This is a genomic window from Streptomyces sclerotialus (assembly GCF_040907265.1).
In the GTDB taxonomy this organism is placed as follows: domain Bacteria; phylum Actinomycetota; class Actinomycetes; order Streptomycetales; family Streptomycetaceae; genus Streptomyces; species Streptomyces sclerotialus.
The window spans coordinates 5,517,202-5,531,900 of sequence record NZ_JBFOHP010000002.1 but is presented as its reverse complement, the minus strand read 5'-3'; the positions used below and the strand labels follow the sequence as shown (position 1 = coordinate 5,531,900).

The following is a 14,699-nucleotide window of genomic DNA, read 5'->3' as shown; positions in this document are numbered from 1 at the left end:
GAACGCGACCACGCACGGGGAAATTCAGGGGCGGGCGATGGACCAGACTCAGACCACCCAGGGCGCCGCGGCGGCGGCCACTCCGGGCGCGCAGCGGCGGGTGCTCGTCGTCGAGGACGACCCGACGATCGTGGACGCCATCGCGGCCCGGCTGCGCGCCGAGGGCTTCCAGGTGCAGACGGCCGGCGACGGCCCGTCCGCCGTGGACACCGCCGAGGCCTGGCAGCCCGACCTGCTCGTCCTCGACATCATGCTGCCGGGCTTCGACGGCCTGGAGGTGTGCCGCCGGGTGCAGGCCCAGCGGCCGGTCCCGGTGATGATGCTCACCGCGCGGGACGACGAGACGGACATGCTGGTCGGTCTCGGCGTCGGCGCCGACGACTACATGACCAAACCGTTCTCCATGCGGGAGCTGGCCGCCCGGGTGCACGTCCTGCTGCGCCGGGTCGAGCGGGCCGCGCTCGCCGCGCACACCCCGCGCAGCGGCATCCTGCGCCTGGGTGAACTGGAGATCGACCACGCGCAGCGGCGGGTCCGGGTACGCGGCGCCGACGTGCACCTCACCCCCACCGAGTTCGACCTGCTGGTCTGCCTCGCCAACACCCCGCGCGCCGTCCTCTCCCGTGAGCAGCTGCTCGCCGAGGTCTGGGACTGGGCGGACGCCTCCGGCACCCGTACGGTCGACAGCCACATCAAGGCGCTGCGCCGGAAGATCGGCGCCGAGCGCATCCGCACGGTCCACGGCGTCGGGTACGCGCTGGAGACCCCGCCGGCATGAGGTCGCTCCGACCCCTGGCACGTGAGCTCTGGCAGCGCGCCTGGGAGGCCATGCGCCCGCTCGATCCGTACCGGTCGGTCAAGGCGGCGCTCGGCGCGCTGGTCACCGTTTCGGTGATCATCACGACCCTGCTGGTGCTCGTCGCGTTCCACTCGGCGACGGAGCTGCGGGTCATCACGGTCTTCTCGATCATCGCCTCGCTGTTGATCACCCAGTTCGTCGCGCAGGGCCTGACGGCCCCGCTGGACGAGATGACGGACGTGACCCGGGCGATGGCCGCCGGTGACTACACCCGGCGGGTGCGCGGCAGCCGGCGGGACGAGTTCGGCGAGCTGGCCGAGGCCTTCAACCGGATGGCCGCCGACCTCGAAGCGGTGGACACCCATCGCAAAGAGCTGGTCGCCAACGTCTCGCACGAGCTGCGCACCCCGATCGCCGCGCTGCGCGCCGTGCTGGAGAACGTCGTCGACGGGGTCTCCGAGGCCGATCCGGAGACGATGCGCACCGCACTGCGGCAGACCGAGCGGCTGGGCCGGCTGGTCGAGCACCTGCTGGACCTCTCGCGGCTGGACAACGGCGTCATCCCGCTGCACGCCCGTCGCTTCGAGGTCTGGCCGTACCTCTCCGGGGTGCTGAAGGAGGCCAACATGAGCCGCAGCGCCTCCACCCTGGCCATCGGCTCCACCCACCACAGCCGTACGGACGTCCACCTCCATCTGGACGTCTCGCCGCCGGAGCTGACCGCGCACGCGGACGCCGAGCGGCTGCACCAGGTCGTCGCCAACCTGATCGACAACGGCATCAAGCACAGCCCGCCGCACGGCCGGGTGACCGTACGGGCGCGCCGCGGCGAGGGCGCGGGCAGCCTGGTCCTGGAGGTCCAGGACGAGGGGCCCGGCATCCCGGAGTCCGAGCGGCACCGGGTGTTCGAGCGGTTCAACCGCGGCGGCCCTGCACCGTCCGGTCCGGGCAGCGACGGCGGTACGGGGCTGGGCCTGGCGATCGCGCGCTGGGCGGTGGATCTGCACGGCGGGCGCATAGGAGTGGCCGAATCCCCGCGTGGCTGCCGTATCCGCGTCACCCTTCCGGGGACCGGTCAGCCCGGAATTTGACGCCCGGTGACGTAGGGTCGGTGGCGGAACCACTCCTTCGGGTGTTCCCCGTGGTCCCGCCGGGGGCGCGATGGCGATACCTCCTACCCAGGCGCGAGCGAACTACGCATGTTTCCCGCCAACTCGTTCCCCGAAACCCGCCGCCAAATGTGACGTGCGCGACGAGTACCCCTCCCGGACTGCAGCATCGGTCGACAGAGGCGTAGCCTTTATTCCCGCTGTCCACCACCTTTAGGAAGCGGAAGAGGGCGGTTGCCGCCGTGTCGCCACAGTCCCCCAACACTTCGAGTGCCTCGACCGACCAAGACGGGCAGGGTAAGAACCCTGCAGCCGGATTCGGTGCGAACGAGTGGCTCGTCGACGAGATCTACCAGCAGTACCTCCAGGACCCGAACTCGGTAGACCGAGCCTGGTGGGACTTCTTCGCCGACTACAAGCCGGGCGCCCCGGTCACGTCGGGCACCCCGGCCGACGAGGCCGAGCCCGCGGCCCCCGCCCCGGCGAAGGCCGAGGCCAAGCCCGCGGCCGCCGCCCCGGCGAAGCCCTCGGCGGCCCCCGCAGCGAAGCCCGCCGAGGCCAAGCCCGCCGCCGCGCAGCCCGCGCCGGCGAAGGCTGAAGCCAAGCCCGCGGCGGCCAAGCCCGCCCCGAAGGCGGACGCCAAGCCGGCCGCCGAGGCGCCTGAGGGCCCGGAGTACGTCACCCTGCGTGGCCCCTCCGCCGCCGTGGCGAAGAACATGAACGCCTCGCTGGAGCTGCCCACGGCCACGTCCGTGCGCGCGGTCCCCGTGAAGCTGCTGTTCGACAACCGCATCGTCATGAACAACCACCTCAAGCGCGCCCGCGGGGGGAAGGTCTCCTTCACCCACCTCATCGGGTACGCCATGGTGCAGGCGCTCAAGGCGATGCCCTCGATGAACTACTCGTTCGCCGAGAAGGACGGCAAGCCCACCCTGGTCAAGCCGGACCACGTGAACCTCGGTCTGGCCATCGACCTGGTGAAGCCGAACGGCGACCGCCAGCTCGTCGTCGCGGCCATCAAGAAGGCCGAGACGCTCAGCTTCTTCGAGTTCTGGCAGGCGTACGAGGACATCGTCCGCCGCGCCCGGGTCGGCAAGCTGACGATGGAGGACTTCACCGGCGTCACCGCGTCGCTGACCAACCCCGGCGGCATCGGCACCGTGCACTCCGTGCCGCGCCTGATGCCCGGCCAGGGCCTCATCGTCGGCGTCGGCGCGATGGACTACCCGGCCGAGTTCCAGGGCACCTCCCAGGACACCCTGAACAAGCTGGGCATCTCCAAGGTCATGACGCTGACCAGCACGTACGACCACCGCGTGATCCAGGGTGCCGCCTCCGGCGAGTTCCTGCGCATCATGAGCCAGCTGCTGCTCGGCGAGAACGACTTCTTCGACGACATCTTCAAGTCGCTGCGGATTCCGTACGAGCCGGTCCGCTGGCTGAAGGACATCGACGTCAGCCACGACGACGACGTGTCCAAGGCGGCCCGGGTCTTCGACCTGATCCACGCGTACCGGGTGCGCGGCCACGTCATGGCCGACACCGACCCGCTGGAGTACAAGCAGCGCAAGCACGCCGACCTGGACATCACCGAGCACGGCCTCACCCTGTGGGACCTGGAGCGGGAGTTCGCGGTCGGCGGCTTCTCCGGCAAGTCGATGATGAAGCTCCGCGACATCCTCGGCGTGCTGCGCGACTCGTACTGCCGCACCACCGGCATCGAGTACATGCACATCCAGGACCCCAAGCAGCGCAAGTGGCTGCAGGACCGCCTGGAGCGCCCGCACACCCCGCCGGAGCGCGACGAGCAGCTGCGCATCCTGCGCCGCCTGAACTCCGCCGAGGCCTTCGAGACCTTCCTGCAGACGAAGTACGTCGGCCAGAAGCGCTTCTCGCTGGAGGGCGGCGAGTCCGTCATCCCGATGCTGGACGCGGTCATCGACTCCGCCGCCGAGTCCCGGCTGGACGAGGTCGTCATCGGCATGGCCCACCGCGGCCGGCTGAACGTCCTCGCCAACATCGTCGGCAAGTCCTACGCGCAGATCTTCCGGGAGTTCGAGGGCAACCTCGACCCGAAGTCGATGCACGGCTCCGGCGACGTGAAGTACCACCTGGGCGCCGAGGGCACCTTCACCGGCCTGGACGGCGAGCAGATCAAGGTCTCGCTCACCGCCAACCCCTCCCACCTGGAGGCCGTCGACCCGGTCGTCGAGGGTGTCGCCCGCGCCAAGCAGGACATCATCGGCAAGGGCGGCACGGACTTCACCGTCCTCCCCGTCCAGCTGCACGGTGACGCCGCGTTCGCCGGCCAGGGCGTGGTCGCCGAGACGCTGAACATGTCGCAGCTGCGCGGCTACCGCACCGGCGGCACGGTCCACATCGTCATCAACAACCAGGTCGGCTTCACCGCCGCGCCGGAGTCGGCCCGCTCCTCCATGTACGCCACCGACGTGGCCCGCATGATCGAGGCGCCGATCTTCCACGTGAACGGTGACGACCCGGAGGCCGTGGTGCGCGTCGCGCGTCTGGCCTTCGAGTTCCGCCAGGCGTTCAACAAGGACGTCGTCATCGACCTGATCTGCTACCGCCGCCGCGGCCACAACGAGTCGGACAACCCGGCCTTCACCCAGCCGCTGATGTACGACCTGATCGACAAGAAGCGCTCGGTGCGCAAGCTCTACACCGAGTCCCTCATCGGTCGCGGCGACATCACGCTGGAGGAGGCCGAGCAGGCGCTGCAGGACTTCCAGGGCCAGCTGGAGAAGGTCTTCACGGAGGTCCGCGAGGCCACCACGACCCCGGCGGCGCCCGAGGTGCCGCAGCCGCAGGCCGAGTTCCCGGTCCACGTGGACACCGCGGTCTCCCAGGAGGTCGTCAAGCGGATCGCCGAGTCCCAGGTCAACATCCCCGAGCGGGTCACCGTCCACCCGCGTCTGCTGCCCCAGCTGCAGCGCCGCGCGGCCATGGTCGAGGACGGCACGATCGACTGGGGCATGGGCGAGACCCTGGCCATCGGTTCGCTGCTCATGGAGGGCACCCCGGTCCGGCTCGCCGGCCAGGACTCCCGCCGCGGCACCTTCGGCCAGCGCCACGCGGTCCTCATCGACCGCGAGACCGGCAACGACTACACGCCGCTGCTGTACCTCTCCGAGGACCAGGCCCGCTTCAACGTCTACGACTCGCTGCTCAGCGAGTACGCGGCGATGGGCTTCGAGTACGGCTACTCCCTCGCCCGGCCGGAAGCGCTGGTCATGTGGGAGGCGCAGTTCGGTGACTTCGTCAACGGCGCGCAGACCGTCGTGGACGAGTTCATCTCCTCCGCCGAGCAGAAGTGGGGCCAGACCTCCGGCGTCACCCTGCTCCTGCCGCACGGCTACGAGGGCCAGGGCCCGGACCACTCCTCGGCCCGCATCGAGCGGTTCCTGCAGCTGTGCGCGCAGAACAACATGACCGTCGCGATGCCGACGCTCCCCTCCAACTACTTCCACCTGCTGCGCTGGCAGGTGCACAACCCGCACCACAAGCCGCTGGTCGTCTTCACCCCGAAGTCGATGCTGCGTCTGAAGGCCGCGGCGTCGAAGACGGAGGAGTTCACCACCGGCGGCTTCCGCCCGGTGATCGGCGACAGCACGGTCGACCCGAACGCCGTGCGGAAGGTCATGTTCTGCTCCGGCAAGGTCTACTACGACCTGGAGGCGGAGCGGGAGAAGCGCGGCGCCGACGACGTCGCCCTCCTCCGCATCGAGCGGCTGTACCCGCTGCCCGGCAAGGAGCTCCAGGCGGAGATCGCCAAGTTCCCGAACGCCGGCAAGTACCTGTGGGTCCAGGAGGAGCCCGCCAACCAGGGCGCCTGGCCGTTCCTCGGCCTGAACCTGATCGACCACCTGGACCTGGCGGTCGGTGCCGACATCCCGCACGGCGAGCGGCTGCGCCGCATCTCGCGGCCGCACTCCTCGTCGCCGGCCGTCGGCTCCGCCAAGCGCCACCAGGCGGAGCAGGCCCAGCTCATCGCCGAGGCGTTCGACGCCTGAGCCACCGGCTCCCCGGCACCTGAAAGGGCGGGGCCCCACCGAAGCGATTCGGTGGGGCCCCGCCCTTCGTGTGCGAGCTGTCAGATCGTCAGCGGTTCGAAGTCGCGCAGCTGGTACGGCGGCAGGTCCGCCTCGGTGGAACGGGTGTTGTGCGCCAGGTCCAGGGTCCACGGGTGGCCGGGGCCCACGGCGATCTCCATGGCGGGCAGGGCGCGGGAGAGGGCGCCCAGGGCCGCCTCGCGGTCGCCGGCCGCGAGCAGCGCCAGGGCGTGGTTGGCGTCGCTGCCGACGGTGTACGGGTGGGTGGGACCGAGCAGGTCGCGGTAGCCGGCGTAGGTACGCTCGGCCGAGGCCAGGGCCCGTTCCGGATCGCCGGACTCACGCTCCAGGCAGCCGAACCCGGCCGCGATCATCAAGGTGAGCGGGTCCCGGCGGCCCAGCAGCCGCACCGACCGCTCCAGCAGCGCCTCCATGCCCTGCCGGGCCCGCTCCCCCTGGCCCGCACCCCGGCGGCACAGGGCGAGGCCGTGCGCGGCGCGCAGCGTCTGGGGGTGGTCGGCGCCGAGGAGCCGGTGGTGAGCGCGCGCGTTCCGTTCCTGGACCTCCAGCGCCATGTCGACGCGGCCGGTGAGCCGCAGCCCCGTGGCGTAGTGCAGCTCGGAGTAGAGCGTCCAGGGATGGTCCGGCGGGAGGATCTGGCGGCGCGCCCGCAGGGTGAGCAGGTCCAGTTCCAGGGCCTGGTCGTAGGCGCCGAGCAGCCGCAGGGAGACCGCGAGGTTGTTCTGCGCGGCGAGGGTGCGGGCCTCGCGTTCGCCGAAGGTCTGCCGGCTGCCGTCCAGGACGTACCGGGAGAGTTCCAGCGCCTCCTGGAAGCGGGCGAGGCCGCGGAGGTCGGCGGCGAGCCCGGCGGCGGTCCGCAGGATCTCGGCGTCCGGGGTGCCGCGCCGGCCCAGCAGCCGCTCCAGCGCGGGCCGGTCCAGCGTCTCGCAGGCCGCGTACTGCCCGGTGGCGCGCAGCAGGTTGGCGTGCTCGTGGAGCAGGTCCAGCCGGCGTGGGTGGTCCTCGGGCAGCAGCTGCCGCCAGGTGTGGTCCGCGCGCCGGGCGAGGGCCAGGCCGGTGTCCTGGGCGCCGGTGAGGTAGGCGTAGCGCAGGCAGTTCAGTACCGGTCCCGCGGTCTCCGCGGGGTCGGCGTCCAGCGCGCCGGCGGGCAGCAGATGCGGCAGCAGCGTGGCGTACGCGGGCCAGTGGGCGGGTTCGTCGGGGCGGCCGGGGTCGGCGGCGGCGAGCCCGGCGCGTACGGCACGGGCGTACCGCTCCCGCTCCTGGGCCGGGATGCCCTCGCGGACCAGGAGGCGGACCATGCGGTGCAGGTGGACGCTCTCCACCTCGGTGCCGTCCGCGGTCTCCGTCGCGTCCACGACGGAGTAGCGGGCGAGCAGCCGCAGGGCGTCCTGGAGCCGCCGCGGTTCGCCGGTCACCGGGGCGAAGTCGCCGCGGATCCGGCCGAGCAGGGCGACCGGTACGGTGCCGGGCGCGAGGACGGCGCACAGCCGCAGCAGCTCGGCGGCGTCCGGCGCGGTCTCGGCGATGCGGTCCAGCAGGGCGGTCCAGGCCGCTGCGAAGGTCATCGGGAAGTCGTCGGCGACGACCGTACGGGCGTCCCCGATGCCGCCCTCCAGCAGGCGCAGGTAGTGGCCGACGCTCATGTCGGAGTCGTTGAGCCAGCCCGCCGTCTGGTCGAGGAGGAGCGGCAAATCCTCCAGCGCGGCGGCCAGCCGGCCGGCGTCGGCCGCGTCCAGGCGCGGGGCGCGGCGGCGTACGAAGGCGACGCTCTCCGGGCGGTCGAAGACGGGGACCGGGAGGAGGAGGGTGTTGTAGGTGTCCCAGGAGCGGTTGCGGGAGGTGATCACGACGTGGCCCGAGCCGCTGGGCAGCAGCGCCGCCACGTCCGCCGGGTCGTCGGCGCCGTCCAGGACGAGCAGCCAGCGGCGGTACGGCTCGCCGCGGCGCAGCGCGTCGACGACGGCGCCCAGCCGCTCCTCCGGGCGGGTGCGCAGCCCCAGTTCGGGGGCGAGCGCCGCCATCTTGCGCCGGGCCCGGTCGCCGTCGCTCGCGTTGACCCACCACACCACGTCGTACTCGGTCGCGAAACGGTGCACGTACTCGGCGGCCAGCTGGGTCTTGCCGACGCCCGCCATGCCCAGCAGGGTGCAGACGGCGGCGCCGCGTACGGAGCGCTCCAGGCGGCGGTGGATGAGGGCGAGGAGCGCGGCGCGGCCGGTGAAGCGCGGGTTGCGGCGCGGCACGCCGCCCCAGACGGCGGGGGCGTCCAGCGGGAAGCGCGGGCCGCCGGTGCCGGGTGCCGGGGTGTCCGGGAGGCCGAGGCGGCGCAGCAGGAGGCGTTCGGCGTGGTGCGCGCCGGCCTCGGTGAGCTGGGCGGGGCCGAGCGCAGCGGCGCCGGCCGGGAGGTTGCCGGGGTCGGTGACGGAGACGGCGGTGAAGCGGCCGGGGTGGGCCGCGGTGACGGCGGCGAGCGCGGTGTCCCATTCCTGGCCGGTGCGGACGCCCGGCTGGAAGTAGCCGGCGCTGAAGACGAGGAGTATCCGGCCGCCGGAGAGGGTGAGGCCGGCGAGCGCGGACCGCAGTTCCATGGCGGCGGGCGGGTCCCAATGGTGCAGCGGGGCGCGCAGCCCGTGGCGTTCGAGGCGGTCGGCGATCCAGTCGCCCCAGGCACGGCTGTCCCCGGCGACGCTGACGGTGATCCGCGGGCCGGGCGGCGGCCCCGGGCGCACCGGCCGGGCGGGCCGCGGGACCCGGGCGGTGGCGCCCGTCGGCCGCTGCGGGAACGTCGACTCCGCCGGCTGCCCCATACGGTCCTGCTCTCCTGTGAAGGGACCGTCGGTACGGCCCGGTTCTTCCGTATCCCACAGTGCCCGGCCGCCGCGAGCGGATTCCGGCCGAGTGCGCGGGCGCCCGGCCGGGGTGAGGACGCGGGCTCTCAGGTGGTCTGCGGTTCGAAGTCCCAGTAGGGCCGGGTGCGGGCGCGGGCGGAGACGGTGTGGACGTGCTGCGGGCCCAGTACCGTGCTCAGGGCGGTCAGCGCCTCGTCCTCCAGCTTGTCGGCCTCCTGGCGTTTGCGCAGGCCGCGCAGGTCCGCGGCGAGCGCGACCTGGCTGGAGAGGGTCAGCGGGTGGCGCAGGCCGAGGGTGGCGGTGGCCCGGGCGACGGTGTCCCGGCCGAGCTCCGCCGCGCTCTCCGGGTCGCCGGCGAAGTTGCGCGCTGCGGCGGCGTTCAGCGCGCACCCCAGCGTCCAGGGGTGGTCGGGGCCGACGGCCCGGCGCATCCCGTCCAGCGCCTCCTCCGTCAGCAGCAGGGCCTGCTGCCGCTCGCCCGCGGCGCGCAGCACCAGCGCGTGGTTGGCCTGCGCGCCGATCGCGTACGGGTGGGCCGCGCCCAGCTGGAAGCGGTACCGCTCGGTGACCTGCTCGCCGATGTCCCGGGCCTGGTCCAGGCTGCCGTGCTCGCGGGCGAAGCAGGAGTAGCTGACGCCGACCATCAGGGTGAGCGGGTCGGCCTCGCCCAGCACCCGTTCGCAGCGCTCCAGGACCCGGCCCAGCAGCCGGCCGGCCTTGCCGCGGTCGCCGGAACGGTAGTAACAGAGCCCGAGGTTGTGCTCGGCGCGCAGCGTCTGGGGGTTGTCGTTGCCCATCACGATGCGGTGCACCCGGGCGCTGTGCTCCTGCACCGAGGTCGCCTCGGCGTACCGGCCGAGCAGCCGCAGGTCGGTGGCGACGTGGATCTCGGAGAAGAGGGACCAGTTGTGGCGCGGGCGCAGCAGCTCGCGGCGGGCCTCCAGGGTGCGGCGGTTCAGCGCCAGGGACTCGGTGTAGCGGCCGAGGAGGCGGAGCGAGACGGCGAGGTTGTTCTGTGCGTTGAGGGTGCGCGAGTCCTGTTCGCCGACCAGTTCGGTGTAGCCCTGGAGGACCTGGGTGGACAGCTCCAGTGCCTCTTCGTAGCGGGCGAGGCCGCGCAGGTCGGCGGCGAGCCCGTTGGCGGCGCGCAGGGTGTCCAGGTCGCGTGGCCCCTGGGTGTCGCGCAGGTGGTCCAGGACGATGCGGTCCAGCGCTTCGCAGGCGGCGTAGTCGCCGGTGGCGCGGAGCAGGTTGGCGTAGTGGTAGCTGAGGTCCCAGATCCGCGGGTGGGTGTCGCCGAGCATCTCCCGCCAGGCGGCGAGGGCCCGTTCGGCGAGCTTGAGCCCGGCGCGGTACTCGCCGGAGAGGTACATGTAGCGCAGGACGTTCAGGACCAGGTTCTGGACGTCGGGGTCCTGGCTCACCAGGACGTCGGCGGCCTTGAGGTGCTGGGCGAGTTCGGCGAAGCGCGGCCAGAGCCGGGTGTCGGTGGGGCGCAGCGGGTCGGCGGCGGCCAGCGCGCGCTGGGCGACCCGGCTGTACTCCTCCCGCTGCCGGTCCGGCATCAGGGCGCGGACGGTCTGGTGGACCATGCGGTGCATGTAGAGGATCTCGCCGCCGGGTGAGGCGTCGTCGGCGGTGACGTCGTGGGACTCGATGCGGACGACGGAGTACTGGAGGAGCTTGCTGATGGCCTGGTTCCACAGCAGGGGGTCGTTCATCAGCCCGGTGAGCTCTTCGGGCAGGTCGCCGGGCGGGAGCTCGCGGAGGAGGCGTACGGGGATGGCGGCGGGCTGGAAGAAGGAGCACAGCCGCAGCAGGTCGACGGAGGCGGGCACGGCCTCGCTGAGGCGGTTCTGCAGTATCGACCAGGAGGTCTGGTAGGTCATCGGGAAGTCGTGGGCGACCCGGACGACCTCGGCGTCGACGCCGCTGCCCAGCAGGTCGATGTACTCGTCGACGGACATCGTGGAGTCGCTGAGCCAGCCGGCGGTCTGGTCGAGCAGCAGCGGCAGGTCCTCCAGCGCGTCGGCCAGCCGGCCGGCCTCCTCGCGGTCCAGGCGCGGGGCGCGGCGGCGGACGAAGGCGATGGACTCCTCGCGGGTGTAGACGGGGACTTCGAACATCATGCTGTTGTGCTCGCCCCATTCGCGGTTCTGCGAGGTGAGCAGGACGTGGCCGGGCCCGGAGGGCAGCATGTCGGCGACGTGTTCGGGCTGGTCGGCGCCGTCCAGGACGAGCAGCCAGCGGTGGTACGGCTCGCCGCGGCGGAGCGCGTCGCGGACGGCGCGCAGCCGCTCGCCGTACTCCTGGCCGGTCGTGAGGCCCAGGGCGGGGGCCAGTTCGGCCAGCCGCTGCCGCATGGGGGTGCGCTCGCCCGCCGAGACCCACCAGACCACGTCGTACTCGGAGCCGAAGCGGTAGACGTACTCGGTGGCGAGCTGGGTCTTGCCGACGCCGGACATGCCGTACAGCGTGCAGACGGCGGCGCCGCGCTCGGCCTGCTGGAGGCGGTGGTAGACGTCGGCGAGGAGGTTCTCGCGGCCGGTGAAGCGGGTGTTGCGGCGCGGTACGCCGCCCCAGACGCGCGGCTGCTCCTGGGGGTAGCGGGGGCCCTCGCCGTCCTCCTCCGGGTCGGCGTGCGGGTCGGCCTCGATGCCGAGCCGGGCCAGCAGCCGGCGCTCGGCCTCGCGCGCGCCGACGTCGGCCAGTTCGGCGGCGCCGAAGACGGCGGTGGCGGTGGGCAGCGCGTTGGTGGTGACGGAGACCGCGGCGAACTTGTCCTGGCGCTCGGCGACGACCGTGCGCAGCGCGGCGTTCCACTCCTCGTGGCTGCGCGGGCCGAGCTGGATGTACCAGTCGCTGAGCACGATGAGGACGGTGCCCTCGGCGAGCGCGAGGTCGCGCAGCGCGTCCTCCAGCGGGGTGCCGGCGCGGGGGTCCCAGCGCTGGAACGCGACCCGCATGCCGTGGCGTTCCAGCCGGTCGCCGATCCAGGCGGCCCAGGCGCGGTTGAAGCCGGCGAAGCTGATCGTGACGGGTGGCCGGCCTCCGTGCGAGATGGTCCTGCGCGCTGCGGGCATTCGAACGACTCCCTCGTCTTGCGTACGAACGAACGGCCGGGCAAGGACCGTCAGAGCTGCCCTTGGGGGGAACATACACCGGCGAACCGGTCGTCGGCGGTCATCGCGCGTGCTGACGCCGCCACATCGTCCGTGAGGTCTCCACGTAGGCGCTCGCGCGGGCCATGTAGCCCTCCGGGGGCGGCCGTTCCCGCAATCGGGTGAGCCGGTCGGCCATCGCGCCGGTCAGCACGCGGCCGGCCGGGGTGAGGGCGCGCGAGCCGAGCAGCGTGGGCAGCGCGGCGCCGACCTGTTCCCGGCAGCGGGAGTGCTCGGCCCAGGCGGTGTGGCGCTCCAGCGCGTTCTCGGCGGTCAGCGCGAAGCGCTGCCAGTAGTCGGCGAGCGCGAGGTGCGAGTACGTGCCCTGGAGCAGCCCGTCGAAGGGACGCGGGTCGGGCCGCCAGGGCGCCCAGTGCCGGGTGGTGCCGGTGTCGTGGTGCAGCGGGGTCAGCTCGGTGAGCGCGGACAGTTTGGCGTGCTGGAGCTCGTGGACGAGCGTCGCGGCGAGGAAGGCGGGGGTCTGCGGCGCGGAGCTGAGCACCGCGCCGAACGCCTCGCGGCGGGTGCCGCTGCAGTGCGCGGGGCCCGCGGCGTGCGGCCCGGCCTGCGGCGGTGGCGCGAGCGGCACGATGCAGTCCAGCAGGATCTCCGCCTCCAGGGCGCGCGTGGGGCCGCCGCGCTCCAGCAGCGGCCAGGCCCCGGCCCAGGCCGCCTGCCAGCCCGCCCGGTCGGCGGTGGTGAGCCGCTCGGCGGGTTTGAGCCCGTGCCGCTCCAGGCCGCTGTCGGCGGTACGGAAGGGGTCGAGGTCGTCCAGGAGTACGGCGCGTGGCCCGCCGGTGAGCCGGCGCAGCGGCCGCCACGCGGGGTCGGCCGACTCCCAGGTACCGTCCGGCCGGTGGAGCAGCACGGCGGGCCGGCCCGCGGCGGGGCGGAGGGTCAGCGCCCCGTTCCGGCAGGTGATCTCCACGTCGCGCGGCGGGCCCTGGCGCCTGGTGCCGGGCAGGGTGTACGCGCCGAGGGTGGGCAGCGCGAGCGTGCCGTCGGGGGCGCGCAGCCGGAGCGTGAACGGCAGCCCGGCGCGGGCGGCAGCGGCGGCGGCGACGGCCCCGAGGTGTTCCAGGTCGGGGAGGAGGTGCGGCGGCGGGACGGCGGCGGCGAGACCGCGCAGCGCGCGCCGTACCCAGGGGCCGAGCAGCGGGTAGTACAGCACCTGGCGGGTGGTGTCCCGGGCGGCGTGGTCGGCGGCTTCGAGGAGCGCCCAGTGCTCGGCGACGCGTGCCGCCGCGCGCCGCGGCACGCTGGGGGCGCGGGCGGTGTCCACCGCGTCCAGCAGTGCGCGCAGCGCCAGCAGCCGCCGTACGCGCTGGTCGTCGACGAGCAGCCGCAGCGCCTCGGCACCGCCTTCGGACCGCCCCAGCTCACGCAGCAGGTCCAGGGGGATCCGGCTGCTCATCGCGCGGGCCCCCGCGTCGCGCCGGCCAGCCGTCCGGCGGCGTGCCGGATCAGGCGCTGGAGGTCGGCGCAGTACACCGAGGGGTTGGTGAAGCCGCTGCCGTGCCGGTAGCGGTGCGCGTACTGGCCGCCGCCGCACACCCGTACCAGCGGGCAGGCGCGGCAGACGGGGGCGAGGGCCGCGGCGCCCGCGTGCCGGGCGGCGATCCCGGGGTGCGCGAGCGCTTCGTCGAAGGAGTGCCGGAAGACGTCCAGGCCGGTGGCGGCGGCGCCCTCGTAGGCGGACTTCAGGGAGTCCACCTGCTCGATGCTGCCGTCGGTCTCCACGACGACGGCGGTGAACGGGGCCAGGCCCAGTGACTCGCCGCCGGCCGGGGCGCCCATCAGCAGGGCCAGGCACTCCTCGAAGAGCCGGACGCGCGGCTGTCCCGGGCCGCCGTCCCACCAGGTGTCGAAGACCGCGCACAGCCAGTCGCCGTACGGCGTGCGGCCGTCGGCGCCGGGTGTCAGGCCCGGTGGCGGGGCCGTCCAGTTGCCGTGCGGGAGCAGCAGGTCCAGGCGGGGCGGGCGGAGCGCGGCGAGCGAGGTCCAGATCTCCACCGGGTCGGTGCGCGGGTCGACGACGGCGAGGATGCCGGCGTACGCGTCCGGGTGCTCCTCGGCGAGCAGCCGCAGCCCGCGTACGGCACGCGGCCAGGCCGGGCGCCCCGCGTGGTCCACGCGCGCGGTGTTGTGTGCGGGCAGCCCGCCGTCGAGGCTGACGCCGACCCGGACGCCGTGGCCCGCGAGGGTGCGCAGCCGGTCGCGGGTGAGCAGGGTGCCGTTGGTCTGGACGGTGGGGTGCAGGGTGCAGTCCCGGGGCAGCAGGGTGCGCAGCAGTTCGACGGCGCGACCGAGGCGCGCGGCGCCGGCCAGCAGGGGTTCACCGCCGTGCAGGACGAGGGCCACGTGCCGGAGGCCGTGGGCCGCCGCGTGCTCGGCGACGCGCCGGGCCGTGCGGTCCAGCACCGCGTCGCTCATCAGCGCGGGCCGGTCGCGCCAGCCGTGGTCGGCGGCTTCGTAGAGGTAGCAGTAGCGGCAGGCGAGGTTGCAGTGACCGTGCGCCTTGAGGACGAACTGCCGGAAAGGGTGCCGGAAGGAGGGAACGTCCGGCCGGTCCGCCGCCGACGGGCCCGTGTCCCGTACGGTCTGCTGCGCCACGTCCGCACCCCCAAAGCCGCGGCCCGCGCAGGGACGGCCCCCGTCGCCGGTCCGTGGCGGAGTATCCCTGCGGG

General features: G+C 73.5%; 7 protein-coding genes. 3 read left to right on the top strand and 4 right to left on the bottom strand.

Annotation, left to right across the window (positions count from 1 at the left end):
- The first annotated feature begins 37 nt into the window (after positions 1-37).
- From AAC944_RS24600 to AAC944_RS24590, 3 genes are all read left to right on the top strand, one after another.
- Entirely contained in the window at positions 38-778 is a 741-nt protein-coding gene (locus AAC944_RS24600) for a response regulator transcription factor (protein WP_030620961.1), read from the top strand.
- On the top strand, positions 775-1,890 hold the full coding sequence (locus AAC944_RS24595; protein WP_037772927.1) for a sensor histidine kinase: 1,116 nt from the start codon (positions 775-777) through the stop codon (positions 1,888-1,890). The genes AAC944_RS24600 and AAC944_RS24595 overlap by 4 nt, the downstream gene beginning before the upstream one ends.
- Before the next feature lie 260 nt (positions 1,891-2,150).
- Positions 2,151-5,939, top strand: coding sequence for a multifunctional oxoglutarate decarboxylase/oxoglutarate dehydrogenase thiamine pyrophosphate-binding subunit/dihydrolipoyllysine-residue succinyltransferase subunit (locus AAC944_RS24590; RefSeq protein WP_030620958.1), 3,789 nt, complete (start codon positions 2,151-2,153; stop codon positions 5,937-5,939).
- 80 nt (positions 5,940-6,019) lie between these two features.
- Here AAC944_RS24590 and fxsT (AAC944_RS24585) read toward each other — a convergent pair whose 3' ends face one another.
- The 4 genes from fxsT (AAC944_RS24585) to AAC944_RS24570 all read right to left on the bottom strand — a co-directional run bounded on the left by fxsT (AAC944_RS24585) (position 6,020) and on the right by AAC944_RS24570 (position 14,625).
- Positions 6,020-8,809 (bottom strand): FxSxx-COOH system tetratricopeptide repeat protein, encoded by a 2,790-nt coding sequence (gene fxsT / locus AAC944_RS24585; RefSeq protein WP_051872176.1) that lies wholly within the window; start codon positions 8,807-8,809, stop codon positions 6,020-6,022.
- Between the two features lie 128 nt (positions 8,810-8,937).
- Positions 8,938-11,934 carry an FxSxx-COOH system tetratricopeptide repeat protein gene (gene fxsT / locus AAC944_RS24580; RefSeq protein WP_030620954.1) on the bottom strand — a complete coding sequence of 999 codons (2,997 nt, stop codon included), beginning with the start codon at positions 11,932-11,934 and terminating at the stop codon, positions 8,938-8,940.
- A 100-nt stretch (positions 11,935-12,034) separates the two neighbouring features.
- A complete protein-coding gene (locus AAC944_RS24575) occupies positions 12,035-13,426 on the bottom strand; it encodes an aKG-HExxH-type peptide beta-hydroxylase (protein ID WP_030620950.1) in 1,392 nt (463 codons plus the stop codon).
- Complete coding sequence (locus AAC944_RS24570) at positions 13,423-14,625, bottom strand: FxsB family cyclophane-forming radical SAM/SPASM peptide maturase (RefSeq protein ID WP_051872175.1); 1,203 nt, start codon at positions 14,623-14,625, stop codon at positions 13,423-13,425. Before AAC944_RS24570 ends, AAC944_RS24575 begins: the two co-directional genes overlap by 4 nt.
- Positions 14,626-14,699 lie beyond the last annotated feature (74 nt).

Coding starts and splice junctions, on each gene's coding strand:
- AAC944_RS24600 (WP_030620961.1), top strand. CDS start 38: ATGGACCAGACTCAGACCACCCAGGGCGCCGCGGCGGCGGCCACTCCG.
- AAC944_RS24595 (WP_037772927.1), top strand. CDS start 775: ATGAGGTCGCTCCGACCCCTGGCACGTGAGCTCTGGCAGCGCGCCTGG.
- fxsT (WP_051872176.1), bottom strand. CDS start 8,809: ATGGGGCAGCCGGCGGAGTCGACGTTCCCGCAGCGGCCGACGGGCGCC.
- fxsT (WP_030620954.1), bottom strand. CDS start 11,934: ATGCCCGCAGCGCGCAGGACCATCTCGCACGGAGGCCGGCCACCCGTC.
- AAC944_RS24575 (WP_030620950.1), bottom strand. CDS start 13,426: ATGAGCAGCCGGATCCCCCTGGACCTGCTGCGTGAGCTGGGGCGGTCC.